Here is a 26,506-nt window from a genome sequence, read left to right on the forward strand (position 1 = left end):
ATGCTTCGCCGCTGCCAGGCGTACACCGCCACGCCGTTCCACCTGGACACGGGCCCCGTGGCCCGCGCGCTCCTGCTGCGGCTGGCTCCCGACACGCACGTCCTCCACCTGCTCCTGCACCACGTCGTCTCCGACGCCTGGTGTGCCCTGGTCCTCAGCCGCGAGCTGCCCGTCCTCTACGCCTGCGCCAGCGCGGGAGTCCCCTCCGTCCTGCCGCCGCTGCCGGTGCAGTACGCGGACTACGCCGTGTGGCAGCGCGCGTGGCTGACAGGCCCGGTGCTGGCGGAGCAGGCCCGCTGGTGGAAGGACCTGCTCCAGGGCACGCCGCCGCTGGAGCTGCCCACCGACCGGCCTCGCCCCGCCACGCAGTCCTACGCGGGCGCCGCCCACGCCTTCCACCTGCCTCGCGAGCTGTCCGAGCCCCTGCTCGCCCTGGGCCGCCGTGAGGGCGCCACGTCCTTCATGGTCCTGATGGCGCTGTTCCAGGTGCTGCTCGCCCGCACCTCCGGACAGGACGACTTCGCGGTGGGCACGCCCATCGCAGGCCGCTCCCGCCCCGAGGTGGAAGGCCTGCTGGGCTGCTTCGTCAACACGCTCGCCTTCCGCGCGAAGCTCCACGGGGCGCCGGGCTTCCGGGAGCTCGTGTCGCGCGTGAAGCAGCAGGCCCTGGGTGGCTACGCACGGCAGGACATGCCCTTCGAGCAACTGGTGGACGTGCTCCAGGTGCCTCGCGACCTGAGCCGCACGCCGGTGTTCCAGACCGTCCTCAACGTCATCAACGTGCCCGAGGCCCAGACGACAGGAGGCGCAGGGCTCCAGATTGGCGGCGTGGACGTGCCGGTGACGACGTCCAAATTCGACCTGACCCTGGAGGTCTGGGAGCAGCGCGACGGCCTGCGCTGCCGCCTGGAGTACGCCACCGCCCTCTTCGACGCCGCGACCCTGACCCGCATGGCGGAGCACCTGACCGAGCTGGCGAAGGCCGTCGTCGCCGCGCCGGACGCTCCCGTCTCCACCCTGCCGTGGCTCACGCCGGACGCACGCGCACAGGTGCTGCTCGGCTGGAACGACACGCGCGTGGACTTCCCCCGTGGCGCCACGCTCCACCAGCTCTTCGAAGCCCAGGCTGAACGGACGCCTGGAGCCATCGCGCTTCAGTTCGAAGCGCAGCGCCTCACGTACGCGCAGCTCGATGCACGCGCCAACCAGCTCGCGCACCACCTGCGGGCTCGCGGCGTGGGTCCGGAGACCCTGGTGGGCGTCTGCCTGGAGCGCTCCCTGGAGATGGTCGTCGCCCTGCTGGGCGTCCTGAAATCCGGCGCGGCCTACGTGCCGTTGGATCCGGCCACGCCCGCGGAACGGCTCGCCGGGATGCTGGAGGACACCGCCACGCCCGTTCTGCTCATCCAGGAGCGCTTCCGCGCTACGCTGCCTTCGCACGCAGCGCAGGTCGTCGCGTTGGACGCGCAGTGGGAAGCCATCGCGCGGGAGTCCACGACTCGTCCTGAACCGCTCGCCGGTGAGGACTCGCTCGCCTACGTCATCTTCACCTCCGGGAGCACCGGCCGTCCCAAGGGGGCGATGAACGCGCACGCGGGCGTCGTCAACCGGCTGCGCTGGATGCAAGCGCGGTACGGCCTGACGCCTTCGGACACGGTGCTTCAGAAGACGCCGTTCAGCTTCGACGTGTCCGTGTGGGAGTTCTTCTGGCCCCTGATGACCGGTGCGCGGCTGGTGCTCGCGCGGCCGGGAGGGCACCAGGAGCCGGACTACCTGGTGGCGCTGATGGCCCGTGAGGGCGTGACGACCGCGCACTTCGTGCCGTCCATGCTGCGCGTCTTCGCGGAGGAGCCCGGCCTGGAGTCCCTGACGCGCCTGCGTCAGGTGATGTGCAGCGGCGAAGCCCTGCCCGCGGACCTGGTGCTCCGCGCGCAGTCCCGTCTGCCGCACGCCACGCTGCACAACCTCTACGGCCCCACCGAGGCCGCCGTGGACGTCACGTCCTGGGAGGCCCCACGCGACGCGGCACTCCGCGTCGTCCCCATTGGACGGCCCGTGGCCAACACGCGCATGTACGTCCTGGATCGTCACGGGCAGCCGGTGCCCGTGGGCATCCCGGGGGAGCTGTTCATCGGCGGCGTACAGGTGGGCCGGGGCTACTGGCGCCGCCCCACCCTCACCGCCGAGCGCTTCATCCCCGACGCCTTCAGCGACACGCCCGGTGCCCGCCTGTACCGCGCGGGCGACATCGCCCGGTGGCGCACCGACGGCACGCTGGAGTACCTGGGCCGAGCGGACTTCCAGGTGAAGCTGCGCGGCTTCCGCATCGAACTGGGCGACATCGAAGCCGCGATCCAGTCCTGGCCCGGCGTGCGCGACTCCGTGGCCGTCGTGCGCCAGGATGACTCGGGAGGACCGCGCCTCGTCGCCTACGTCACCGTCGATGGCGGGACGCTCGACACGGCGGGGCTGCGCGCGTTCCTGCACTCGCGGCTGCCCGAGTACATGGTGCCCTCCGCCCTCGTCCGCCTGGAGTCCCTGCCGCTCACCTCCAGTGGCAAGGTGGACCGCAAGGCCCTGCCTGCGCCGGACGCTCCCGTCGCCGTTCGCGGAGAGCCCATCGCCCCGCGCGACGACACCGAGCGCACCCTGGCGGAGATCTTCGCGCAGGTGCTCGGCATCGCGAGGGTCGGCGTGCGGGACAGCTTCTTCGCGCTGGGCGGCCACTCGCTGCTCGCGACCCAGGTGGCCGCGCGAGTGCGTGCGCGGCTGGGCCGCGAGGTGCCGCTGCGCACGCTGTTCGAAGCCCCCACCGTGGAGGCGCTCGCCAAACGCGTCGCCCTGTCCGGAGCCGAGGCCCCCGCTCCGGTCCAGCCCGAGCCGGCTGCCTCCACCGGCCTCACTCCGCTGACGCGAGGGGTACGGCCCGCCGTGCTGCCGCTGTCGTTCGCGCAGCAGCGGCTGTGGTTCATCCATCGACTGGGCGCCGCGGACACGGCGTACAACATGCCGTTCTCGCTCCGGCTGGAGGGCACGCTCGACGTCGGCGCGCTCCAGCGGAGCTTCGACCGGCTGCTGCGCCGTCATGAGGCCCTGCGCACCACGTTCCGCGAGTACGAAGGCGCACCGGAGCAGGTCATCCACGCCCCCGGCCCGCTGCACATGCGCCAGGGGGACCTCACCGGTATCCCGGACCTCGAGCAGCGCCGAGCCGAGGCCTCACGGCTGTCCACGGAAGAAGCCCGCACGCCATTCGACCTGGAGCAGGGACCCCTCCTGCGGGCGTTGTTGCTGAAGCTGTCGCCCACGGAGCACGTGCTGGTGCTGAACCTGCACCACATCATCTCCGACGGCTGGTCCACGGGCGTCCTGGTGCGAGAGATGGGCGCGCTCTACGCCGCCCTCTCCCAGAACCTCCCGTCCCCGCTGCCTGAGCTGCCCGTGCAGTACGCCGACCACGCGCTGTGGCAGCGAGGCTGGTTGCAGGGCGCGGTGCTGGAGGCACAGCTCGGCTACTGGCGGCAGCAGTTGGAAGGAGCGCCGTCACACCTGGAGCTGCCCACGGATCATCCGCGTCCGGCGCGTCAGACCTTCCGTGGCGCCCTGATGCCGTTCACGCTCCCGCCCGCTTCGAGCGAAGCCCTGGAGTCCCTGGCCAGGCGAGAAGGCGCCACGCCGTACATGGTGCTGCTGGCCGCGTTCCAGGTGCTGCTGGGCCGCTACGCCGGTCAGGACGACGTGCTGGTGGGCTCGCCCATCGCGGGCCGCCGCCACGCCGAGTCCGAAGCCCTCATCGGCTACTTCGCGAACACGGTCGTCCTGCGCACCCGGCTGCGCGAGGACGACACCTTCGTCTCGCTGCTGGCGCGAGTACGGGACACGACCCTGGGCGCGTACGAGCACCAGGACCTCCCGTTCGAAAAGCTCGTCGAAGAGCTGAAGCCCGCGCGCGACGCGTCCCGCACGCCCTTCTTCCAGGTCACCTTCACGCTGCAGAACGCGCCGCTGCCGCCGCTGGCCCTGCCCGGCCTGACGCTCGAACCGATGAACGCCGACCCGGGCGCGATCCGCTTCGACCTGGAGCTGCTGCTGCACCGTGCGCCAGAGGGCTTCACGGGTGGCCTCAACTTCAATACCGCCCTGTTCACATCCGGCACGGTGGCCGGGATGGCCCGGCACCTGAAGGTGCTGCTCGACGCCGCGGTGGCCGAGCCAGCGACGCCGCTGACACGCCTGCCGCTGCTCACGCCAGACGAACGGCGGCAGGTGCTGAACACCTGGAATGACACCGCGACGGAGTATCCGCGTGAGGCCTCCGTGCCCGCGCTGTTCGTGGAGCAGGCCGCGCGAACGCCGAACGCCATCGCCGTGAGGATGCCCGCGAGTGCCGGAGCCTTCCTGCCAGCGGACGCGGCACGCGAGCTTTCGTACGGAGAACTCGACCGACGTTCCAACCAGCTCGCGCACCACCTGCGACGGATGGGCGTGCGGCCCGGGGATCGCGTGGGGCTGTGCTTGGAGCGTTCGCCGGAGCTGGTCACCGGCATGCTCGGCATCCTCAAGGCGGGCGCGGCCTACGTGCCCGTGGAGGCGAAGGCTCCGGCGGATCGCACGACCTGGGTGCTTCAGGAGGCGGGCGTCAGCGTGCTCGTCACGCAGGAGGCACTGGCGGATGAACTGCCGCAGGTGACGGACCTGCAGGTCCTGCTGGACGGAGACGCTGATCCGATTGCACGGCAGCCGGACACGGCGCTGGACCTGACCGTGCCCGCCGACGCGCTGGCCTACGTGATGTTCACGTCGGGCAGCACCGGCCGTCCCAAGGGCGTCTGCGTGCCCCACCGGGGCATCGTGCGCCTGGTCCGTGGCAACGGCTTCATCAACTTTGGCCCGGAGCAGGTCTTCCTCCATGCGGCACCGGTCGCGTTCGACGCGTCCACGCTGGAGCTCTGGGGCGCGCTGCTGCATGGCGCGAAGCTGGTGCTGGCACCTCCGCGTGCACTCTCGCTGTCGGAGCTGGGCACGCTGCTGGCCGTGGAGGGCGTCACCACGCTGTGGCTCACCGCCGCCCTCTTCGAGCAGATGGTCCTGCACGAAGGTGCCTCGCTCGCGGGCGTGCGGCAGGTCCTGGCGGGCGGCGACGTGCTGCCCGTGCCTCGCGTTCGGGAACACCTGGCGCGAATGGCGCCGGATGCCGTGCTCGTCAACGGCTACGGCCCCACGGAGAACACCACCTTCTCCACCACGCACACGCTGCGCGCCGGAGACACCGTGGAGCGCTCGGTGCCCATCGGCAGGCCGCTGGCGAACTCCACCGCGTGGGTGCTGGATGCGCACTTGCAGCCCCTGCCACCAGGGCTCCCCGGTGAGCTGTACGTGGGCGGCGACGGCCTCGCCTGGGGCTACCTCCAGCGGCCGAACCTCACCGCCGAACGGTTCATCCCCCACCCCCACTCCGCCACGCCGGGTGCCCGCCTGTACCGCACGGGCGACCGGGCCCGCTGGCGCGACGACGGCACTTTGGAGTTCCTGGGCCGCACCGACTTCCAGCTCAAACTCCGAGGCTTCCGCATCGAGCCCGGAGAAGTGGAGGCCGTGCTGCGCCAGGCTCCGGACGTGCGCGAGGCCATCGTGCTCGCGCGCGAGGACGTGCCCGGAGAGAAGCGGCTCGTGGCCTACGTGGTCCTCGAAGAGGACGCCGCCAGCACCGACCGCGTGAAGGCGCACGCGCAACGGCAGCTCCCCGACTACATGGTGCCGTCCGCCTGGGTGGCCCTGCCGTCCCTGCCCCTGTCACCGAACGGCAAGGTCGACCGCAAGGCCCTGCCCGCACCCGAAGCGCCCCGGTCCTCGGAGTCCACACGCGAGGCCCCGCGGAACACGCTGGAGGCCCAGCTCGCGGCCATCTGGGCGGAGGTGCTGCACCTGGACGCCGTGGGCATCCACGACGACTTCTTCGACCTGGGCGGCCATTCGCTCCTGGCCACGCAGGTGGTGTCGCGGATCCGCGCGGTGCTGGGCGTGGAGCTGCCCCTCGGTGAGCTGTTCAACGCGCCCACCGTGGCCGCGCTCGCGCAGCACCTGGGCGCCACCACGAAGCGGGATGCCCAGGTGCCGCCGCTCACCCGGACGCCCAGGCCTCCGCTGCTGCCGCTGTCCTTCGCGCAGCAGCGGCTTTGGTTCATCGATCAGCTCGAACCGGGCAGCGCGCTCTACAACATGCCCGTCGCCCTGCGGCTCCTTGGCGCGCTGGACGAGGCAGCGATCAAGGGAAGCCTGGACGCGCTGATGGCGCGGCACGAAGCCCTGCGCACCACCTTCCGCACGGAGGCGGGCCAGCCCGTGCAGCACATCCACGCCCAGGCCACCGTGCCGCTGGAGCGCGTGGACCTGACGTCGCTTGAGGACACCGGAGTCCGCCTGCGCGAAGCGGAGCGCCGGGCCACGGAGGAGTCACAGCGGCCATTCGACCTGGAGCGGGGGCCGGTGATCCGCGCCCTGTTGCTGAAGCTCGCGGCGGAGGAGCACGTGCTGGTGCTCCACCTGCACCACATCGTCTCCGACGGATGGTCGCTGGGCGTGATGGTGCGCGAGCTCACCGCCCTCTACGCGGCCCTGCGAGAAGGCCGTCCGCCCGCGCTTCCGGCGCTGCCCGTGCAGTACGCGGACTTCGCGCTGTGGCAGCGAGGCTGGCTCCAGGGTGAGGCGCTGGAGGCGCAGCTCGCGTGGTGGACCAGCCAGCTCGCCGGAGCCCCCCGAGCCCTGGAGTTGCCCACCGACAAGCCCCGTCCCGCCGTCTCCACGCAGCGCGGCGACACCGTGCCGGTGCACCTGCCCCTGGCCCTGTCCGAGCGCGTGGAGACCCTCGCAAGGCAGGAGGGCGCCACGCCGTTCATGGTGCTGCTCGCGGCCTTCCAGACGGTCCTGCACCGCTACTCGGGCCAGGATGACGTCCTCGTCGGAACACCCATCGCGAACCGCCGTCACGCGGAGACCGAGGGGCTCATCGGCTTCTTCGTCAACACGCTGGTGCTGCGCGGAAGCTTCGGCGCCCGGACGACGTTCCGGGAGCTGCTGGCCCAGGTGCGCACCACCACGCTGGGCGCGTACGAGCACCAGGACATCCCCTTCGAGCGGCTGGTGGAGTCCCTGCAGCCAACGCGCGACCTGGGACGCATGCCGCTGTTCCAGGCGATGTTCGCGCTCCAGAACGCGCCAGTGCCGGAGCTGTCGCTGCCCGGGCTCACCGTGCGGCCCGCGGCCCTCGCGGAGCGCACCACGTCCCAGTTCGACCTGAGCCTGGACCTGGACCGCCGCGAGGATGGCTTCCACGGCAAGCTCGAATACGCCACGGACCTCTTCGAGCGTCCCACCATGGCGCGGCTCCTCACCCACCTGCAGGTGCTGCTGGAGGCGGTGCTCACGCAGCCGGATGCACCGCTGTCCGGCGTGTCCCTCGTCTCGGAGCAGGAACGCCAGCGGCTTCTGGGCGACCTGGCCGGAGGCGTGTCGCCGTTCGACGGAGACGGCACACTGCACGGCCGCTTCGAGGAGCAGGTGGCGCGGACCCCGGACGCCGACGCCGTGGTGTTCGGGGCGACGACGCTGTCCTTCCAGCAGCTCAATGCCCGGGCCAACCAGCTCGCCTGGCACCTGCGCTCGCTGGGCGTGGGGCCGGAGGTCCCGGTGGCCTTGTGCCTGGAGCGCTCGGCGGAGAGCGTCATCGCGCTGCTCGCGGTGAACAAGGCTGGAGGCGCCTTCGTGCCCCTGGACCCGTCCGCGCCCGCCGCGCGCAAGTCATTGGTCCTCAAGGATTCTGGCGCGACCGTGCTGGTGACGACGCGGGCGCTGCAAGAAGCGTGGCGACCCGAGGTGGCCCACCTGGTACGGCTGGACGAAGAACCTGTCCGACAGTCGGACAGGTTTGGGGAGGCCGTGCCGGCGGAGGCGGGAGACCTCCAACTGGTCCGACTGTCGGACCAGTTCACGGACAACCCGCCGCCGGCGGCGGGCTCGGGGAACCTCGCCTATGTCATCTACACCTCCGGCTCCACGGGCACGCCCAAGGGCGTAATGGTGCGCCACCGCTCGCTGATGCACCTGCACCACGCGCTGCTGCGGACGGCCTATGCGGGACAGCCCCCGACGCTCCGCGTCAGCATCAACGCGCCGCTGTTCTTCGATGCCTCCATCGAGCAGGTGCTCCAGTTGCTGGGCGGCCACTGCGTGTGCCCCGTGCCGGACGACCTCCGGCTGGAGCCGGAGCGGATGCTCGAGTGGCTGGAGCGGATGCGCGTGGACGCGCTGGACTGCACGCCCGCGCAACTGAAGCTGCTCCTGGACGCGGGGATGCTGGAGCGTCCCCGCCTGCCCGCACTGGTGCTGGTGGGCGGCGAGGCGCTGGACGAGGTGATGTGGCGGCGGCTCGCCACAACCTCCCGCACGCGGGCCTTCAACGCCTACGGCCCCACCGAGTGCACCGTGGACGCCACCGTGTGGGACGTTCAGGGAACGACCCACGCGCAGCCCGTCATCGGCCGGCCGTTGGACAACCTGCGCGCGTACATCCTCGACGCGCGTCAGGAGCTGGTGCCCTTCGGTCTGCCGGGTGAGCTGTGCTTCGCCGGAGAGGGCGTCGCGCGTGGCTACCTGGGCCGTCCGCACCTGACCGCCGAGCGCTTCCTGCCGGATCCCTTCGGCACGGAGCCCGGCGCACGGCTGTACCGCACGGGCGACAAGGTCCGCTGGCGCGAGGACGGCACGCTCGAGTTCATGGGCCGCCTGGACTTCCAGGTGAAGCTGCGCGGCCACCGCATCGAGCTGGGCGAAATCGAAACCACGCTGCGAACACACCCGAATATCCGGGACGCGGTGGCGCTGGTCCGCGAGGACGTTCCAGGTGACGCGCGCCTCGTGGCCTACGTGACGCCGGAGGTGGACACCGCTCCGCTTCGCGAGCACCTGCACCGGCACCTGCCCGAGTACATGGTGCCCGCCGCCCTCCTCGCCCTGCCCGTCCTACCGCTGACCCCGAACGGCAAGGTGGACCGCAACGCGCTGCCCGTGCCGGACGCGTCGCGGCTCCCGGCGCGAGTCTCCGAACCTCCGGCCACACCCACCGAGGAGCGCCTCGCCGCCCTCTGGGAGGAGCTGCTGCGCGTGCCTGGCGTGGGCCGCCACGACAACTTCTTCGAGCTGGGTGGGCACTCGATCCTGGCCACGCAGGTGGTGGCCCGGGTGCGCGCCCGCTTCGGCGTGGAGCTGGCCGTCCGGGCCCTCTTCGAAACGCCCACGGTGGCGGGCCTCGCACGGCGGCTGCCGGATGCCGCGCCCACGCCCACGCTGCCGCCGTTGGCGCGGACGCAGGGGGAAGGACTCGCGCCCCTGTCCTTCGCGCAGCAGCGGCTGTGGTTCATCGACCAGTTGGAGCCGGGCAGCCCGCTCTACAACATGCCCTTCGCACTGCGGCTGACCGGAGCGCTGGACGTGTCCGCGCTCCAGCGGGCCTTCGACGCGCTGGTGCAGCGGCATGAGACCCTGCGCACGACGTTCGAGGCCCACGACGGAACACCGCGCCAGCGCATCCACGCAGCCCCCTCGGGGACACTGCGCACGGAGGACCTGGAGTCCCTGCCCGCGAAGGAGCGCGAGGCCGAGCTCTGGCGCCACGCGGACGCGGAGGCGCTGCGTCCCTTCGACTTGAGCACCGGCCCCCTCGCGCGTTTCACGCTGCTGCGCGTGGACGCGACGGAGCACGTGCTCCTCCTGTGCACGCACCACACCGTCTCCGATGGCTGGTCCTTCGGGGTGCTCGTGCGCGAGCTGGTGGCGCTCTACGAAGCGTTCCGCCAGGGTCAGCTTTCGCCGCTGCCGGAGCTTCCCGTGCAGTACACGGACTTCGCCCGGTGGCAGGTCGCGTGGATGGAAGGCCGGGTGCTGGAGGGACAGCTCGACTGGTGGAAGCGGCAGCTCGAAGGAGCGCCGCACGCACTGGCGCTGCTGACCGACCGGCCCCGTCCGCCGCGTCGCTCCGCGCAGGGCGCGCGGCTGTCCGTCCAGCTGTCACCGGCCCTGAGTGACGCGGTGGAGGCGCTGGCGAAGCACGAGGGCGCCACGCCCTTCATGGTGCTGCTGGCCGCGTTCCAGTTGCTGCTGTCGCGGTACGCCGGACAGGACGACGTGCTCGTCGGCACGCCCATCGCGAACCGCCGCCACGCGGAGACCGAAGGGCTCATCGGCTTCTTCGTCAACACGCTGGTCCTCCGGGCCCGCTTCACCGCGGACACGTCGTTCCGGAGGGTCCTCGCACAGGTGCGTGCCACCACGCTGGGCGCGTACGAACACCAGGACCTGCCCTTCGAGCGGCTGGTGGAAGCACTCCAGCCCGAGCGCGACCTGGGCCGCACCCCGCTGTTCCAGGCCCTCTTCGCGCTGCACAACACACCGGAGCTGGAGGCCGTGCTGCCCGGCTTGAAGCTCCAGGCGGTGGAGGTCACGCCCACGATGGCGAAGTTCGACCTGGACCTCGCGCTGACACGGCTGCCCGACGGCTTCCAGGGCGCGCTCACGTACAGCACGGACCTCTTCGACGCCGCCACGGTCCAGCGGTGGATGGAGTGCTGGAGCACGCTGCTGGAGACGGTCCTCGCCGCACCCGACGCGCCCCTGGACCGGACGTCCCTGCTGACGGAGGACGAGCTGCGCCGGATGCACGTCCCGGAGGCACCGGCCTCCCGTCCTTCCGAGGCCGCAGACGTCGCTCCGCGAGACGACCTGGAGCGCGAGCTGGTGGCGCTCTGGGAGGAGCTGCTGGGCGTCCGGCCCATCGGCGTGACGCGGCCGTTCTTCGACCTGGGGGGCCACTCCCTGCTCGCCGTGAAGCTGATGGCGCGCATCCGGGAGCGGTTCCACCGCGAGCTGCCCCTGGCCGCCCTCTTCCAGGCGCCCACGGTGGAGACGCTGGCGCGGCTGCTCCAGCAGGCGCCCGAGGTCTTCTCCCCGCTCGTGCCCATCCAGCGCGAAGGCACGCAGCGCCCCTTCTTCTGCGTCCACCCGGTGGGCGGCAACGTGCTCACGTACGCGGCGCTGGCGAAGCAGCTCGGCGCGGATCAGCCCTTCTACGGACTCCAGTCGCAGGGGCTGGAGGGAAGCCGTCCGCCGCTCGACACGGTGGAGGCGATGGCGGCGCTCTACGTGGCCGCCGTGCGCGGCGTGCAGCCTCACGGCCCGTATCGCCTGGGAGGCTGGTCCATGGGCGGCGTGGTGGCCTTCGAGATGGCCCGCCAGCTCCAGGCCCGAGGCGAGGCCGTGGAGCTCGTGGCGCTCATCGACCCGAGCCCGGCGACGGACGACCGCGTCCCGCTCGACGTGGACGACGCGCGGCAGGTGGCCGAGCTGTTCGAGCTCGACCAGGGACAGCTCGCGTCGCCCGAGGCATCGACAGCCTCGGCGCGCGCGCTCCTGAACGTCTTCACCCACAACCTGCGGGCGCTGAAGCACCACCGTCCCGGAAGCGTCACCGGCCGCGTCCTCCTGCTCCAGGCGGGCGGCAATCCGGCCACCGGGGATGGCGGCTGGAGCGCGCACGTCCACGGCGAGCTGACGCGAGAAGTCCTCCCCGGCACCCACTACACGCTGCTGCAAGCGCCCCACGTCCAGCGGCTCGCGGAAGCGCTCCAGCGCCATTTCGTCGAGGGCCCTGAGGGGGCATGACAGGCCACCCCACAACGCACACCCGGGACGAACACCCAGGCGCTCAGCACGCTGCCCACGAGCTGCCTGGACATCCTCAGGGCGACGGCGCCAGCCCCGCGCCGGGCTTCACCAGCACGACGCGCGAGTAGGCCATCTGGAAGCCCAGGCGCATGGCGTTGCGCTCGGTGGGGATGCCGGGCGAGGACATGATGGCGGCCAGGTCACTGCCCTTCTCCCGGCCCCGGGCCAGCCGCGCGGCGATGAGCGCCTGCTGCACGCCGCGCCGCCGGTACGCCGGCAGCACCGACGTGCCGAACAGGGACGTGAGCCCGTCGCTCACCTCGCAGCCCCCTGCTCCCGCCGGCTCGCCGTCGATCCATGCCATGTACGAGTCCGAGTCGGGCTTGCGCGCCGCCTTCAACCCCATCTCCCAGAAGACCTCCGGCATCTGCTCGCCTTCCGGGACGAAGCCGCTGCCGGCGACCGCCACGAACCGGCGCACCGCCGCGTCGTCGGACGGATCCACCCGCTCGATGCGCAGCCCCGGGGGCACGCTCTTCGTCAGCAGCGACAGGTCCTCTCCGGCGGGAAGCGGCCGGTACAGCACCGTCTCGAACTCGCGCAGCACGAAGCCCCGGTCGGCCAGGCCCTTCAGCAGGGCCTGCGACGCGAAGGGGCTCAGCTCCGCCTTGGGCTCCACCCCGCGCGAGGAGAAGAAGTCCACCAGCGCGTCCAGCTCCGCGCCCGTGACTTCACGCTCGAAGCCGTAGCCGCACGACTTGTTGATGTACGAGCCCACGCCGCCAAACGCCATCCAGCCGTCGGCGAGCGGCGCGGAGTCCGTCGCCAGCGCCACCGCGGAGGTGGCCTGCTTGGACTCGAACCGCCGCGCGATCTCCACCAGGTTCACGTCGTTCATCCGGTCCCTTTACACCGGGCAGGGCCGAGTCAGTGAGTGGGAACGCGATCCGGAGGCGGTGCGGGAGAGGACAGGAGCCCGTCCAGCACGCCATAGGCATAGAGCGCCGCGAAGGCGTAGGCGCCCACAAGATAGGAAACGTTGAAGGCCCGGGCCGTGGGCGCGTCCTGCTCGGAGTAGCGGCCGTCGGAGCCGCGCAGGGACAGGGCCACGCCCAGGGAGACCGCGGACACGGCGAACGTGGTGCCCTGGCCCACCGCCAGCGCCGTGCCCTTGGAGCGCCGGCCGTGAACGAGGTGGCCCACGCCGAACGGCACCAGGTACCAGCCCTGCGACGCCGGGCGGGATTCAACGAGGACGGGAGCGGAGCGGGAGGGCGGAGGCAGGAGCACGGGAGGCCGGCGCTCAACGGCGCGCCGGGCGATGCGGTCGCGCCGCTGGACGTTCACGCGCTCGACGAAGGCGATGAAGTCCGGCGGATACACGAGTGGGTCCAACTTCGCGTCGGGGTTGAGCGCAAGGCCCTCCACGGCCTCCTGCTCCGCGCGAGGCAGGTCCTCCTGTGCGTGGAGTGTGGCGGCGAGCAGCAGATGGGCTTCGGCCTCTTCCTGCGGGTTGGAGAGTCGCAGGGGCTGGAGCAGGCCCTCCAGCGAGGCCCGGGCCCGGGGCAGGTCGCCGGACTGGTAGGCCTCACGTGCGGGTCCCAGCGTGGGCGCAGCCGCGAGCACGAGGGACACGATGGCGGTCTTCATGGCGACGTCTCCAGCACGACCGTGGTGCGGGAGCCCGCCACCGCATTGAGCGATTGCCGCAGCACATTGCCGCCCGAGTCACGGGCCGACACGAGGTGTCCCCCATGCGTGAGCTTCACGGGAGCAGGCAGCGGGGCCACGCCCACCTCCACGCCATCGACGAAGACGCGGGACGCCGCGGGCGCGACGATGGTGACCTCCGCGTCGCGAACCCGGAGGGACACTTCCCTGGACAGCGCTGCACCGGCAGCCACATCGAGCACTTCCTCGACAGGTTCGCAGAGGGGATTGTGGAAGCGGATCCGGTGCACGCCGGGAGTCAGCCGCAGTTCGCGCAGCCTCGGTGTGTAGCCCCGGCTCTGGCCATCCACGAAGACCTCTGCCCACGGGCGCGTCGCCACCGTGAGGGTCGCGAAGTCCTCTGCGTCCGGAACACGAACGGGCACGTCCTGCTCCTGACCAGCAACGGCCTCCGTCGAGGAACGCGAGTCCCGAGGCCGCGAAGTGACAGCGGTCTCCCGTGTCGGCGGACTTGAAGTCCGTGAAGGAGCCCCGGAGGAACCGCCGTTCGTGCTCGCGGCGAACGCGGAGTCGCCCTTCGTTGCGTTGGAAGCCACCGTGTTCGAACTGGCGCCAGACGCGGAGTTCACGGAGGTGTCCCTCGCTGCACCGGCCGCCATGCCAGATGGATGAGCGGAGGCACCCGCAGCGTTCGAACCCGAGACGGACTGAGGAGGCCCGGAGGCGCCACTCAGTGAAGCCACGCCCGATGGCACAGCGGGACGCACAGAGGTTGCCGCAGTTGAGGCGTCGGCATCCTGCTCACGTGAGCGCCATCCCCACGTCCCCAGACTCCCCAGCACTCCCGCGAGCACCACGCCCGCCACGAGCCCCTTCGTTCGTTCCGGCCAGGCATCCCACGCGCGCCGCACCAGCCCCTTCCTCATCGGACGCGAGCGCAGGAGCGCCAGCACCTCGGGGGCCCCGGGTTGGAGCATCAGCGCGGCGTTGAGGCACCGGGCGGCCTGGGCCCCCTGCCCTGCTCCAAGCAACGCGCGGCCTTCGCCCAACAGCCGCTGGAACCCGTCCTCGCGCCAGCGGGCCACCGACGTCTCCTGCGCCAGGAAGAAGGCCCGTGATGCTTCCGCGGGCGCACCGACCCACGGCCGCAGCACCGCCTCCAGTTCCTGCACCAGCGCCGCCCCATCCGCGGGCCGGTCGCGCGCATCCCGGGCCAGACACCTTGCGACCAGCGCCCCCAGCGGCGCGGGCGTGCCCGGCGCCACGTCCACCAGCGACGGCGCATCGCGGGTCATCACCGAGACCGCCAGCCGAGCACTGCCCTCTCCGGCATGCGGCGTCGTCCCCGCGCACAGCTCGAACAACACGACGCCCACCGCGTAGACGTCCGACGCCGGAGACCACGCCCCGGTGTCGATGCGCTCGGGCGCCATGTACGCCAGCGAGCCGATGATGGCGCCAGTGCTCGTCAGCCGGGCGCGATCCGCCAGCGCCGCGATGCCGAAGTCCGCGAGCTTCAGCGGCCCCCCGCGCGCGACGAGCACGTTCTCCGGCTTGACGTCCCGGTGCACCACGCCCCGCGCGTGCGCCGCCTCCAGCGCGCGGGCCAGCTCCCAGCCCAGCAGCGCGACGGCCTCGGGCGGCATGGGCGCCAGGCGCTGCGCCAGCTCGCGCAGGTTCTCGCCCTGCACCCACTCGCAGACGAGGAACGGGCCGCGCACGGCGTCCTCCCCCACGTCATGCACCGCCAGCACATTGGGGTGCTGGAGCGACGCCACCACCTCCGCCTCCTGGCGGAAGCGCTCCGTGAAGCGGGCCTCCATGCCCGGGTGCAGCACCTTCACCGCCACGCGGCGGGACAGCCGGAGGTCGCGGGCGAGGAAGACCGTCGCCATCCCGCCCCGCCCCAACTCCTGCTCCAACTGGTAGCGGCCGGCCAGCAGTTCGCCCGTCATCGCGCGCGCAGTCTAGGAAGCGCGATCCGCGCGAGCAAACCCCGGGGCGCCGTCACTGCTGGCACACGCGCAGGGTGCTCCCGGGGATCAGGACACACGCCCCGGGCCGCGAGTCGGGGCACTCCGCATCCGACCGGCAGGGTTGCTGGCACTTCTTCCCACTTCCCAGGTCGGCACAGAGGCCGCAGCGGGTGCACTCCAGCGAGGACTCGCAGAACCTCCCCAGGCTCTCCGGTGTCAGGCCCTCGCACGTCTCGACGCACACGGACTCCGGTGCCGGCGAGCACTGGTAGCCCGAAGGACAGTCCTGCACACCACAGCGCCGCGAGCAGCGTCCGTCCTTGCAGCTCGCGATTCCGTAACAGGCGATGTTGTCCGAACAGGGCTCGGTGAGCCGGGGGCCAGGCTCGCACTCATCGTAGAAGTCATTGCAGCGCTGGCCCGCCGGACACTCCCGGTCCGCGGCACACGACACCACGCAAGACGCCCCCGCACATCCCGCGTCCGGCGACTCACGCACCTGGATGTCGAGCGGACAGCCCGGGCCCACCAGCAGGACCCCGAGCACGAGGAGGAACGGGAACGGGCGACGCATGGTCACAAGGAGTACTTCAAGGCGAAGGAGGAAGCACAGCCCTCAATCCTCTTCGCCCAGGTAGCGGAACACGGAGCGCAGGCCGATGCCCAGGGCCTTGGCCGCCTCCTTCTTGCTGCCGCCGCTGCGGGCAATGGCCTCGCGCACGTAGCGCAGCACGAAGGCATCACGCGCCTCGTCCAGGGGCACCAGCGGCGCCGTGTCCGCGGCCAGGTCCAGGTCCTCGACGCCAATGAGCTCCCCGGACGCGAGGATGACCGCGCGCCGCACCCGGGACACGAGCTCCCGGACGTTGCCCGGAAAGGGATGACCGCGCAGCGCCTCCGCCGCCTTCTGCGTGAAGCCCCTGGCCCGGGCCCCCTCCTGCTTCAGCACGTGGTGCGCGATGAGCAGCACGTCCTCACCGCGCTCCCGCAGCGGGGGCACCTCCACGCGCACTTCATCCAGGCGGAAGAGCAGGTCCTCACGGAAGGCACCCCGGGCGACGAGCGCCTTCAAGGGCTGGTGCGTGGCCGCGACGACGCGCATGTCGACCTTGCGCGGACGGTGCTCTCCCAGCCGCGTCACCTCGTGTTCCTGGACGACTCGCAGCAGGCGCGACTGGAGCGACAGCGGCATGTCTCCAATCTCATCCAGGAAGAGCGTGCCCCCATCCGACGCCTCCACCAGCCCCGCGCGGTCGGACGTCGCGCCGGAGAACGCCCCGCGAGCATGACCGAACAGCTCGCGCTCGATGAGTGACTCCGGAAGCGCCGCGCAGTTGATGGCCACCAGCCGGCCGCGGCGGCCGCTCCGCCGGTGAAGCGCGCGCGCCACCTCCTCCTTGCCCGTGCCCGTCTCTCCCTGGATGAGCACGTGGAGCGACGTGGGCCCCAGGCGCTCCACCTGCCGGTAGAGGTTCCGCATCGCGGAGGATTCACCGATGAGCCCTTCGAACGTGGCCGCGGCGATGCGCTGCGTGAGGCTGTCCACCTGCTCCCGCAGCTCGGTCAGTTCGCGGGACGTGGCCAGCAGCAACGCCGCGAGCGAGGAGAGCGCCATCGCCTCCTCCAGCTCGCGAGGCGAGAACGGAGGGCTGCCCAGGCGCCGCCCCAGGTACACGGCACACAGGGGCGCGGAGGCCGCGCGCAAGGGCAGCACGAGCGCGGAGGTCAGCCTCAGGGCCAGGACACTGGGAGCCCCCGCGAGCGCCGCCTCCGCCGCGATGTCCGGCACCAGCACCGGCGCCCCGGAGCCCACGACCTGATCCACCAGGCTGTCCACCACCACCGAAGCCGGCACGGAGCCGGTGGCCCCCAGCACCTGCCGCCGGTCGCCCTCCACCGACACGAGGAAGCCCACGTCCGCGGACGTCACGTCCGCGATGCCGCGCAGCGCGGCCTCCAGCAGCTCCGCCGCCGGACGCTGCACGAGCAGCCGCGAAGCAAAGTCCGTCAGCACGCCCAGGAGGCGCGAAGGCGTCGCGGAAGGCACCGGCGAGCCCCCGGAAGCCGTCAGCGTGAGCGACGCCTTGCCCAAGCTGAAAGACGCCCCCGGCTCCAGCGGCGACAGCTCCACCCGCTTGCCACCCACCCGGACGTCGCAGTCCGGGGCGGCGGCGGACACCGTCCACCCTCGCGCGTCCCGGAACAGCAGGGCATGGCTGCCCTTCACCCCGGGCGCGGAGAGGACGACGTCACACGCGGGCTCCGAGCCCACGGACACCACCGGCTTCTCCAGCGCGAAGGAGCGTCCGTCCGGGAGGGTCAGGAAGAAGCCCACGGCCTCACTCCTTCGTGAGGTCGTAGACCTCCTGGATGTTGTGGAGCGTCTGGACGAAGTCCAGCTTCAGGTCCTGGAGGATGCCGTTGCGCAGGTCGAACACCCACGAGTGCACGATGGGGAAGCCGCGCGTCAGGTAGGACTTCTGCACGGCGGCCGTCTTGATGATGTTGATGCTCTGCTCCAGGACGTTGAGCTCCACCAGCCGCTCGTAGCGCTTCGTCTCGTCCGCGATGGCGTCCAGCTCCTGCTTGTGGAAGCGGTACACGTCGCGGATGTTGCGCAGCCAGGGGTTGAGCAGCCCCAGGTCCTTGGGCTGCATCGCCGCGCGCACGCCGCCGCAGCCGTAATGGCCGCAGACGATGATGTGCTTCACGTCCAGATGCCGGACGGCGTAGTTGATGACCGACATCACGTTGAGGTCGACGTTGTTGACCAGGTTGGCCACGTTGCGGTGCACGAACACGTCACCGGGCGGCAGGCCCATGATCTGGTTGGCGGGGACGCGGCTGTCCGAGCACCCGATGTAGAGGAAGTCCGGCTGCTGCGACACCGACAGCTTGGTGAAGTAGTCCGGATCCGCGCGGAGCTGCTCCTCCGCCCAGAGCTTGTTGTTCTCGAAGATCTTGTCGTAGGGAGTCACGGCCGGGACGCTGGCACGGGCCGGGTCCCACCGTCGAGCGTTCGCTTGCCGAAGTGTCAATCAGGCACGCCCCCGCAGCATCCAGTCCCAGTACAGGCGCGGCAGCCCGTACTTCTTGAGCAGCCACAGGTCGCGCCGCTCCACCAGGGTGTTGATGAACGGGAGGCTCGGCGCGGGCTTGCCCTCGTAGTCGAACTCCGCGAGCAGCATCCGGCCGTAGCCCGTCACCAGCGGACAGGACGCATAGCCGTCATAGCGCGCCGTGGGCTCGCGCCCCTCCATCACCGCGAGCAGGTTCTCCACGAGCACCGGCGCCTCCGCCCGGACGGCCGCGCCGGTGCGGGACGTGGGCAGGTCGCTGGCATCCCCGATGGCGAACACGTCCGGGTGATCCGGATGTTGCAGCGTGTGCTTGTGCGCCTTGACCCAGCCCGCGTTCGGGCCGTCCTGATGGGCGAGTGCGCTGCGCTTGATGAAGTCCGGAGCGCTCTGCGGCGGCGTGACGTGGAGCAGGTCATAGCCCACCGTCACCCGCTCCCGGCGCCCCTCCCGCGTCACCGCGAAGACGGCCTCGCGGGAACCCGCGCGCACCTCCACCAGGTCGTGGCCGAAGTGCGTCTCGATGCCGTAGCGATCCACGACGCCCTCCAGCACCTTCGCGAAGGGCTGCACCGCGAAGAGCGCCTTGGCCCCCGAGCCGAAGACGACGCGCGACTTCCCGGCGAGCCCGCTGCGGCGCAGGTGATCCGCCACCAGGTACATGATCTTCTGCGGCGCCCCCGCGCACTTCACGGGCGTGGCCGGGTGGGTGAAGAGGGCCGTGCCGCCCTGGAACGCCCGCACCATCTCCCACGTCTTCGGCGCGAGCCGGAACTCGTAGTTGCTGGACACGTACGGAGTCTCCAGCGCGTCGCGCAGGCCGTGCACCCGGTCCCAGTCCAGTTGGATGCCGGGAGCGACCACCAGGAAGTCATAGGCCAGGCACTCCCCGCCCCGCGTGCGCACCTGCCGGGAGACGGGGTCCACCTCCTCCGCCCGGTCCTGGATCCACCGCGTCCCCTCCGGGATGTAGTCGGCTTGCGGCCGCACGGAGCTCGCGATGTCCGCGGCGCCAGCGCCCACCAGCGTCCACAGCGGCTGGTAGTAGTGCTTGTCCGAGGGCTCGAGGATGGCGACGTCGCGCACGCCCTTGCGCCGCAGGCGGGCCGCGACCGTGAGGCCCGCGCTACCGCCACCGATGATCAGCACCCGGTGGTGCCACGAGGGAGCGGTCATGGACGGCCTCCGTATGAGCGGCGGGGAGCCTGCGTGCGCAGCTTCCCCAGGGCAACTGTGCCCCGAGGCGACTTCACGTTGAAAGCAGGACATCCCCTTTTCCTGGCCCCGGCTTCCGGAGCAGGATTCACGGGCCCGAACCCGGAGTCTCCGACATGCTCTTCCGCCAGCTCTTCGACTCCGAGTCGTCGACGTACACCTATCTCATCGGGGATGAGTCCACGCGGCAGGCCGTGCTCATCGACCCGGTGCTGGAGCAGGTGGACCGCGACCTGCGGGTGGTGTCCGAGCTGGGACTCGTCCTCACCCACGTCTTCGACACCCACGTGCACGCGGACCACGTCACCGCGTCCGGCGTGCTGCGCGAGCGCACGCGGTGCCAGGTGGTGGCCGGAACGGGAGGGGCCGACGCCGCCGACCTCCACGTGCGGCATGGGGACACGGTGTACGTGGGCCAGTGCGCCTTCCAGGTGCTCGCCACGCCGGGCCACACGGACGACAGCGTGAGCTACCTGCTGGGCGACCGCGTCTTCACCGGGGACACCCTGATGGTGCGGGGCAACGGCCGCACCGACTTCCAGAACGGCAGCGCCAGCCAGCTCTACGACTCCATCACCCGCGTCCTCTTCCAGCTCCCGGACGCGACGCTCGTCTATCCCGGGCACGACTACCACGGCCACACGGCGACGAGCATCGGCGAGGAGAAGCGGCACAACCCGCGCATCGCGGGACGGAGCCGCGAGGAGTTCATCCAGGTGATGAACGCCCTCAACCTGCCCCGCCCCAAGAAGATCGACATCGCCGTCCCGGCCAACCGCGCCTGTGGACGGACGGAGCCCCCGGCACCGGGGGCCTGACGTCAGGCCGGCTTCGCCAGCTCCGCGTCAATGGCCTGCAACAGCCGCGGATCCTCCGCCGTCACGTCCGGCGCGAAGCGGCCCGCGACGCGGCCATCCCGGCCGATGAGGAACTTCTCGAAGTTCCACTGCACCTCCGGCTGGGGGTTCGCCTCGATGCCGTAGCCCTTGAGGCTCGCGCGCATGGAGCCCTCGCCCGTGGCCACCGGGATGGCGCCCGTGAGCGCGTGGTAGAGCGGGTGCTTGTCCTGCCCCACCACGGAAATCTTCGAGTACATCGGGAAGGTCACGTCGTACTTCAGCGTGCAGAACTGCTGGATCTCCGCCTCGCTGCCCGGCTCCTGCCCCAGGAAGTTGTTCGCGGGGAAGCCCAGCACCTCCAGGCCCTGCGCCTGCTTGCTCGCGTAGAGCTTCTGCAGGCCTTCGTACTGGGGCGTCAGGCCGCACTTGGACGCGACGTTCACCACCAGCAGGACCTTGCCCTTGTGCTGACCGAGCGTCCGGGGGGCGCCGTCGATGCCTTTGAGGGGGATGTCGAAGAGGTTCTGGCTCATGTTCTGCTCGGTCTCCGTTCGAGGGGGCGGCCACTCTAACGGGCCGGACGTGGGATGTCTTTCTTTGAGTCGTGACGCGCGCTACTCGCGGAGGAGGCTCGAGCCACGGCGGGATGTCTACCCCTGGCGCGCTTTACGCGATGTGCCGATCCAGGCGACTGTTCTGTTGCAGGCGAGACACATCTCGCCCCAATCCTTGAACACGTTTGCCATTGCGCCGGCGCCCGCCGCCAGCGGCAGCATTGCGAAAGCCAGAGGGGGAAGTCCGTGGCTGATACAGGTGGTGGCGCGTCCCGCGACGAGGAGCTCGCCTCCCGTCTCGCGGCGATGAGCGTCCTGGAGACGCGGATGGCCCGGCTCGGCGCGGGCCAGACGCCCGTGGTGATGGCAGGCCCCTTCTTCCATGCGACGACCCCCGCCGAGGTCGAACGCGTGCGCCAGTTCCGCGACGCCCAGTACCGGGCGCGGCTGAGCTACCTGCTGAGCCCCGAGCAGCTCCAACTGGACTGGCGGCTGGAGCTGGACGAGCGCAGCGCGCACTTCCACGCCAGCCGCGACGGCCAGCTCGTGGGCAGCCTGCGCATCACGCCCGGCCCCTTCGAGTTCCAGGCGCTGGCCCCCTCCCTGGAAGGTGAAGCCCCCCGGTTCCAGGGCTACGCGGAGTTCAGCCGGCTGGTGGTGGATCCAGAGGCGCGCAGCCCCTCTGTCACGCCGCGCCTGCTCGTCGCGGCCTGCACCTGGGCGATGACGGAGGGCTACGTCGGCATCGTCGGCCTGTGCCGCCGGGCCGCGCGCACCGTGTTCGAGCGCTACGGGCTGGCCGCGGCCTCCGAGGAGCAGCACCGCGTGCCCATGCGGGGCCCCCAGCCCTACACGCTGATGGCGGGCACCTGGCCGCAGCTCATCGCCGCGAGCACCCGGATGTCCGAACGACTCACCCGCCTCCGGCTGAATGACTCACCGGACGCCTATTCCCGCTTGGTTGAGGTGGAACAGACATGACCGACACGACAAAGGCAGTCCCCGGCCTGGAGGCCCTGAAGCAGCGCCGCTCCCAGGTCTGGGACGAGCTCCTGGGCCAGTCCCGCTTCGTCCGCACCGTCCAGCAGGGCGAGGTCACCAAGGCGCTCTACGCGCTGTATCTGATTGAGACGTATCACTACACCCGTCACAACGCCCGCAACCAGGCGCTGGTGGGCGTGCGCTGTGAGGACGACCGGCACTACCAGAAGTTCTGTTTCAACCACGCGGAGGAGGAGGTCGGCCACGAGCAGATGGCCCTGCACGACGTGGCCAGCATGGGGCTCCAGCCGGGGTTCCCCATCCCGCGCGCCCTGCCGGCGACGGACGTCCTCATCGCGTACCTGTACTGGGTCTCCTACCAGGGCAATCCCTTGCAGCGCCTGGGGTACAGCTTCTGGGCGGAGAGCTGCTACGACTACATCCGGCCGCTCCTGGGCAAGGTCCAGAAGACGCTGGGGCTCACCCCGGCGCAGATGACCTTCTTCGTCGCGCACTCGGACATCGACGCGGAGCACTCGCAGGCGGTCGACGAGATGATCGCCAAGAAGTGCAAGACGCCCGAGGACTGGGAGGACGTGGCCCAGGTGATGGAGACCAGCCTCCGGCTGACCTGGCGCATGATGGACGAGGTGGCGGACGCCTACGCCCAGCTCATCGATGGGCGCAGCGAGCGGGCCGCCTTCCTCAAGGCGCTGTGAGCCCCAAGCCATGGCACGCGCCTACTTCAGCCACCTGAACTATTCGCTCGGCGACGAGGACTCCAGCGTCGAGCTGCACGCCCTCCCGGCGGACGCCCGGCACGTGGTGGCCGTCGCCGGCAGCGGCGGGCGCGTGGTGCCGCTCCTCGCCCGAGCGCCCCGGAAGCTGACGTGCGTGGACATCTCCGACACGCAGCTCGCGCTTACCGAGCTGCGCATCGCCGCGCTCCGCCAGTTGAACCACGCGGAGTACCTGGGGCTCCTGGGCTACGAGGACATGTCCATCCAGCGCCGGCTGGAACTCCTCGCCACCCTGCCCCTGTCAGGCACGGCGCGGACAGCCCTGGACCCCGTGTGGAAGGCGGTCCAGGCCGGCGAGCGCATCGTCTACCTGGGCCGCTTCGAGGGGATGTTGCGCACGCTGTCGCGCTTCGTCGGGCTGTTCACCGGCCAGCGCGGCCGGAAGATGTTCGACCAGCCGGACGTCGCGGGGCAGCGCGCCTGGTTGGACACGGGCTTCCCCAAGGCGGCGTGGAAGCTGGTTCTCCTCTTGATGGGCAACTCCGCGGTGCTCAACTCGCTGCTCTACCGGGGGGACTTCCCGAAGAAGAACCTCCCGGGCAGCGCGTTCCGCATTTACTGGGACATCTTCGACCGGCTCTTCCGCACGCTGCCGGCGCGCTCCAGCTTCTTCCTCCAGCTCGTGTTCTTCGGAGAGCTCCGCTACCCGGAGGGCTATCCCATCGAGTGCGACGCGGACGTCTTCCTTGCGGCGCAGCAGGCCGCGCGCAAGAGCGGCATCACGTACGTCCGGGGCGACATCATCCAGCACGTCCAGGAGCAGCGGGACGTGGACTTCGTGTCGCTCTCCGACGTGCCCTCATTCCTCCCGCCGGACCGCGAGCGCGACTTCCTGAACGCGATGAAGCCCGGCCTCACGCCGGACGCCCTGGTCGTCACGCGGGGGCACCTGCGCGTCGCCGCACCGGAGGTCCAGGGCTACGAGGCCGTCTCCGACCGCTACCAGGACGCCATCGCCCAGGAGCGCACGCAGCTCTGGCGGATCCACTTCTATCAACGACGTTCTTGAGGAGCGCCGTCCCATGCATGCCGTGAAGCTGACGAAGACGTTCGACCCCCAGGCGCTGGAGGCGGCCTACCACGCCGTCCGCCGCCACGTGGAGGCCCTGCCCGCGGGCTATCCCGGCGAAGGCCATCAGGGGTGGACCTCCATCTGTCTGCACTCCGCCACGTCGGGAGCCTCGCCCGTGCTGGAGCAGGCCCCCTATCTGCGCGACCTGCTCTCCGGCCTGGGCTTGAAGCTGCGGCTGGCGCGCCTGCTGCGCCTGGAGCCCGGCGGCGTCATCCGCGAGCACTCGGACGCGTTCCTCTCCAAGCGCATCGTCCGGCTGCACATCCCCGTGGTCACCCACCCGGACGTGGAGTTCTTCGTGGGCGGCCAGCGGTGCGTCTGGAGCGCGGGAGAGTTCTGGTACGGCGACTTCTCGCTGCCGCACCACGGCGTCAACAAGAGCGCCGTGGCCCGCATCCACCTCGTCCTGGACGTCACGGCGGACGACGCGCTGTTGCACCTCTTCCCACCGCAGCAGGTCCCGCCGTCGCTCCAGGCGATGGGGAGTGAAGCCGCGGAAGCGGAGCTGGATCCACGCGTGGTGGAGCGCTTCGCCTTCGACTTCACCCTCCCCCAGGGCTTCACGCTGCCCGGCACGGGCCTCGCGCCGCTGCCGTCCGAGGCCCGGGGCGGCATGCGCATGGTGGACAACGAGCTGTGCATCTTCGTCAACGAGCAGCCGATGCTGAAGGCCGTTCCGGTGTCGGAGGACACGGTGGACCTGCTCGGCATGGGGCCGGAGGCGCGCCTGCGCTACACGTTCCGGGGCGAAGCAGTGCGGGATGTGACGCTCACCGTGGGCACGACCCCGGTGTACTCGTTCGACGTGCGCCATGGCTCCGGTCAGGCTCATTGAGCACGCCCCTCCGTCCACGGAGGGCAGCGACAGCGCGAGGCTGGCGTCGAAGCTCGTCGGCCACTACGTCGAGCGCGGCACCACGCCCTTCATCGGGAACACCCGCCACCGCGTCCTCCTGGCGGACGTGGATGGCGAGGTGACGCCGCTCATCGTCAACGACGGCGCGGACAGCGACTGCTACCTGACGTCGCCGTTCATCAACTACATCACCTACGCGGAGGAGTTCGTGGACTCCGTGAAGGAGCCCGGCACGCGCAGGGCGCTCCTCGCGTTCATCCGCGCCGTGCGGGCCGTCATCCGCCCAGCGCACCTGGACCGGGTCGTCTACGTGAACCACTGGATGGTGGCCACGGGACCGGCGCTGCGCTTCACACCGGAACAACTGGAGAGGCTGACGCAGGCGCTGCGCGAGCGCTTCCCGAAGCACGCCTTCGTCTTCAAGCGGGCCACCGCGGAGACGGCGGAGGCGGTGGCCCGCGAGCGTCCGGGCGCGGGGCTGCAAGCCATCTTCAACCGGCAGATGTACGTGTGGCGGCACGAGGAAGGAAAGAAGCCGCCCCGCGAGTTCCGGCAGGACCGCAACCTGCTGAACCAGCACCGCGCGAACCTGCGCCGGCTCACGGCGGCCGACCCGGGCGTCATCGACCGGCTGCGCGAGCTGTACCGGGCGCTCTACATCGACAAGTACTCCGACCATAACGCCTTCTTCACGGAGGCCTGGTTCGAGGAGGTGTTCCGGCAGGGGCTGCTGGAGGTCTACGGCATCGAGGTGGAGGGCCGCCTCGCCTACTTCGTCACCTGCTTCGTCGCGGGCGGGGAGCTGATTGGCTCCGTGGTGGGCCACGACCCGGTGCTGTCGCGCAAGCACGGCCTGTATCGAGCGGGAATGAGCCACCTGATGCAGCTGGCGGAACAGCGAGGCCTGCCACTCAACCTCAGCTCCGGCTCCGGGCAGTTCAAGCAGAAGCGAGGGGCCACGCCGCTGACCGAGTACGAACTGCTCTGCTTCTCTCACCTGCCCTGGCGTGCAAGGCTGTCCTGGTCGTTGCTCCGACGCATCTACAACGAGGTCGGCCCCAGGGTGTTCTCCGCCCTGAGCATCTGACCGCCCTCGTCGAGGACCGCATGCTCTACACGCCCCGCACCTTCCAGGAGTCGGACCTCCCCACGCTGCACGCGTTCATGCGGCAGCACAGCTTCGCCACGGTCATCTCGCACGGCTCCAGCACCCACGTCTCGCACGTGCCGCTGCTGCTGGTGCCTGGCCGGGGCGGCAAGGGCACGCTGCTGGGGCACCTCGCACGCGCCAATCCGCACTGGAAGGACTTCGACGGCGAGCGGCCGGTGACCTGCGTCTTCCATGGTCCCCACGCCTACATCTCACCCACCTGGTACAAGATCCGGCCCTCGGTGCCGACCTGGAACTACGCGGTGGTGCACGCGCTCGGACGGCCCCGGATCATCGACACACCGGCGGAGCTGTCCAAGCTGATCGACGCGACGATCGCGGAGTACGAGCCCGCCATCGGAGTCCCCGGCCACGACACCCGCCTGTCCGAGGAGCAGCACGCGCGGATGCTGGAGCAGATCGTCGGCTTCGAGCTGCCCATCGAGGAGCTCCAGGGCAAGTTCAAGCTGGGCCAGAACCGCTCGGCGGAAGACCAGGCGGGAATGATGGAAGCGCTGGCGAGCCAGGGCGGCGAAGCGCTGGCCCTGGTCGAGCTGATGCGCGAGCGGTCCCGCGCGCGCGAAAAACCCTGACGCAGTT

Annotated in this window: 16 protein-coding genes (1 of these 16 running past the window's edge); 8 read left to right on the plus strand and 8 right to left on the minus strand. The window is 70.8% G+C overall.

The features are described 5' to 3' along the window. Positions 1–11,712, plus strand: the final stretch of a protein-coding gene (locus JYK02_RS32310; RefSeq protein ID WP_242589430.1) for a non-ribosomal peptide synthase/polyketide synthase. It extends 20,877 nt beyond the left edge of the window; the window shows 11,712 of its 32,589 coding nt (coding positions 20,878–32,589); the start codon falls outside the window, past its left edge; it ends in the stop codon at positions 11,710–11,712. A gap of 76 nt (positions 11,713–11,788) precedes the next feature. Here the strand turns inward: JYK02_RS32310 and JYK02_RS32315 are convergent, their stop codons facing one another. From JYK02_RS32315 to JYK02_RS32345, 7 genes are read right to left on the minus strand one after another with little or no spacing between them, the layout of a single operon-like run. After that, positions 11,789–12,613 (minus strand): GNAT family N-acetyltransferase, encoded by an 825-nt coding sequence (locus tag JYK02_RS32315; RefSeq protein WP_207056742.1) that lies wholly within the window; start codon positions 12,611–12,613, stop codon positions 11,789–11,791. A gap of 29 nt (positions 12,614–12,642) precedes the next feature. Beyond that, positions 12,643–13,365, minus strand: a complete 723-nt coding sequence (locus JYK02_RS32320; RefSeq protein ID WP_207056743.1) for a hypothetical protein — start codon at positions 13,363–13,365, stop codon at positions 12,643–12,645. Next, the gene (locus JYK02_RS32325; protein WP_207056744.1) at positions 13,362–15,341 is read right to left on the minus strand and encodes a serine/threonine-protein kinase; all 1,980 of its coding nucleotides are present in this window, start codon (positions 15,339–15,341) and stop codon (positions 13,362–13,364) included. The genes JYK02_RS32320 and JYK02_RS32325 overlap by 4 nt, the downstream gene beginning before the upstream one ends. Before the next feature lie 52 nt (positions 15,342–15,393). Beyond that, positions 15,394–15,936, minus strand: coding sequence for a latent transforming growth factor beta-binding protein (locus JYK02_RS32330; protein WP_207056745.1), 543 nt, complete (start codon positions 15,934–15,936; stop codon positions 15,394–15,396). 42 nt (positions 15,937–15,978) lie between these two features. Then, the gene (locus JYK02_RS32335; protein WP_207056746.1) at positions 15,979–17,697 is read right to left on the minus strand and encodes a sigma 54-interacting transcriptional regulator; all 1,719 of its coding nucleotides are present in this window, start codon (positions 17,695–17,697) and stop codon (positions 15,979–15,981) included. A 4-nt stretch (positions 17,698–17,701) separates the two neighbouring features. Beyond that, positions 17,702–18,340 (minus strand): carbonic anhydrase, encoded by a 639-nt coding sequence (locus JYK02_RS32340; protein WP_207056747.1) that lies wholly within the window; start codon positions 18,338–18,340, stop codon positions 17,702–17,704. A 60-nt stretch (positions 18,341–18,400) separates the two neighbouring features. Further along, positions 18,401–19,615 carry an NAD(P)/FAD-dependent oxidoreductase gene (locus tag JYK02_RS32345; RefSeq protein ID WP_207056748.1) on the minus strand — a complete coding sequence of 405 codons (1,215 nt, stop codon included), beginning with the start codon at positions 19,613–19,615 and terminating at the stop codon, positions 18,401–18,403. Between the two features lie 155 nt (positions 19,616–19,770). On the opposite strand from JYK02_RS32345, the gene JYK02_RS32350 reads away from it, so the two are divergent. Beyond that, positions 19,771–20,472, plus strand: a complete 702-nt coding sequence (locus tag JYK02_RS32350) for an MBL fold metallo-hydrolase (RefSeq protein ID WP_207056749.1) — start codon at positions 19,771–19,773, stop codon at positions 20,470–20,472. Positions 20,473–20,474: 2 nt separating this feature from the next. Here the strand turns inward: JYK02_RS32350 and JYK02_RS32355 are convergent, their stop codons facing one another. Then, positions 20,475–21,026 carry a glutathione peroxidase gene (locus JYK02_RS32355; RefSeq protein WP_207056750.1) on the minus strand — a complete coding sequence of 184 codons (552 nt, stop codon included), beginning with the start codon at positions 21,024–21,026 and terminating at the stop codon, positions 20,475–20,477. A 267-nt stretch (positions 21,027–21,293) separates the two neighbouring features. Here JYK02_RS32355 and JYK02_RS32360 point away from each other — a divergent pair, with 267 nt between their 5' ends. The 6 genes from JYK02_RS32360 to JYK02_RS32385 are packed head-to-tail and all read left to right on the plus strand — an operon-like array spanning position 21,294 to position 26,499. Continuing rightward, on the plus strand, positions 21,294–22,028 hold the full coding sequence (locus JYK02_RS32360) for a GNAT family N-acetyltransferase (RefSeq protein WP_207056751.1): 735 nt from the start codon (positions 21,294–21,296) through the stop codon (positions 22,026–22,028). Continuing rightward, entirely contained in the window at positions 22,025–22,747 is a 723-nt protein-coding gene (locus tag JYK02_RS32365; RefSeq protein ID WP_207056752.1) for an iron-containing redox enzyme family protein, read from the plus strand. The genes JYK02_RS32360 and JYK02_RS32365 overlap by 4 nt, the downstream gene beginning before the upstream one ends. 10 nt (positions 22,748–22,757) lie before the next feature. Continuing rightward, positions 22,758–23,837: a DUF3419 family protein gene (locus tag JYK02_RS32370; protein ID WP_207056753.1), complete on the plus strand. Its 1,080-nt coding sequence runs from the start codon at positions 22,758–22,760 to the stop codon at positions 23,835–23,837. A 13-nt stretch (positions 23,838–23,850) separates the two neighbouring features. Continuing rightward, positions 23,851–24,735: an aspartyl/asparaginyl beta-hydroxylase domain-containing protein gene (locus tag JYK02_RS32375; protein ID WP_207056754.1), complete on the plus strand. Its 885-nt coding sequence runs from the start codon at positions 23,851–23,853 to the stop codon at positions 24,733–24,735. Then, positions 24,713–25,843, plus strand: coding sequence for a GNAT family N-acetyltransferase (locus JYK02_RS32380; protein WP_207056755.1), 1,131 nt, complete (start codon positions 24,713–24,715; stop codon positions 25,841–25,843). Before JYK02_RS32375 ends, JYK02_RS32380 begins: the two co-directional genes overlap by 23 nt. Positions 25,844–25,863: 20 nt before the next feature. Then, a complete protein-coding gene (locus JYK02_RS32385; RefSeq protein ID WP_207056756.1) occupies positions 25,864–26,499 on the plus strand; it encodes an FMN-binding negative transcriptional regulator in 636 nt (211 codons plus the stop codon). Positions 26,500–26,506: the final 7 nt, after the last annotated feature.

Source organism: Corallococcus macrosporus (assembly GCF_017302985.1).
GTDB lineage: Bacteria > Myxococcota > Myxococcia > Myxococcales > Myxococcaceae > Corallococcus > Corallococcus macrosporus_A.

Bases quoted from the DNA above. Each gene is read 5' to 3' on its own strand.
- JYK02_RS32315 (WP_207056742.1), bottom strand. From the start codon at position 12,613: ATGAACGACGTGAACCTGGTGGAGATCGCGCGGCGGTTCGAGTCCAAG.
- JYK02_RS32320 (WP_207056743.1), bottom strand. From the start codon at position 13,365: ATGAAGACCGCCATCGTGTCCCTCGTGCTCGCGGCTGCGCCCACGCTG.
- JYK02_RS32325 (WP_207056744.1), bottom strand. From the start codon at position 15,341: ATGACGGGCGAACTGCTGGCCGGCCGCTACCAGTTGGAGCAGGAGTTG.
- JYK02_RS32330 (WP_207056745.1), bottom strand. From the start codon at position 15,936: ATGCGTCGCCCGTTCCCGTTCCTCCTCGTGCTCGGGGTCCTGCTGGTG.
- JYK02_RS32345 (WP_207056748.1), bottom strand. From the start codon at position 19,615: ATGACCGCTCCCTCGTGGCACCACCGGGTGCTGATCATCGGTGGCGGT.
- JYK02_RS32350 (WP_207056749.1), top strand. From the start codon at position 19,771: ATGCTCTTCCGCCAGCTCTTCGACTCCGAGTCGTCGACGTACACCTAT.
- JYK02_RS32355 (WP_207056750.1), bottom strand. From the start codon at position 21,026: ATGAGCCAGAACCTCTTCGACATCCCCCTCAAAGGCATCGACGGCGCC.
- JYK02_RS32365 (WP_207056752.1), top strand. From the start codon at position 22,025: ATGACCGACACGACAAAGGCAGTCCCCGGCCTGGAGGCCCTGAAGCAG.
- JYK02_RS32370 (WP_207056753.1), top strand. From the start codon at position 22,758: ATGGCACGCGCCTACTTCAGCCACCTGAACTATTCGCTCGGCGACGAG.
- JYK02_RS32375 (WP_207056754.1), top strand. From the start codon at position 23,851: ATGCATGCCGTGAAGCTGACGAAGACGTTCGACCCCCAGGCGCTGGAG.
- JYK02_RS32380 (WP_207056755.1), top strand. From the start codon at position 24,713: ATGGCTCCGGTCAGGCTCATTGAGCACGCCCCTCCGTCCACGGAGGGC.
- JYK02_RS32385 (WP_207056756.1), top strand. From the start codon at position 25,864: ATGCTCTACACGCCCCGCACCTTCCAGGAGTCGGACCTCCCCACGCTG.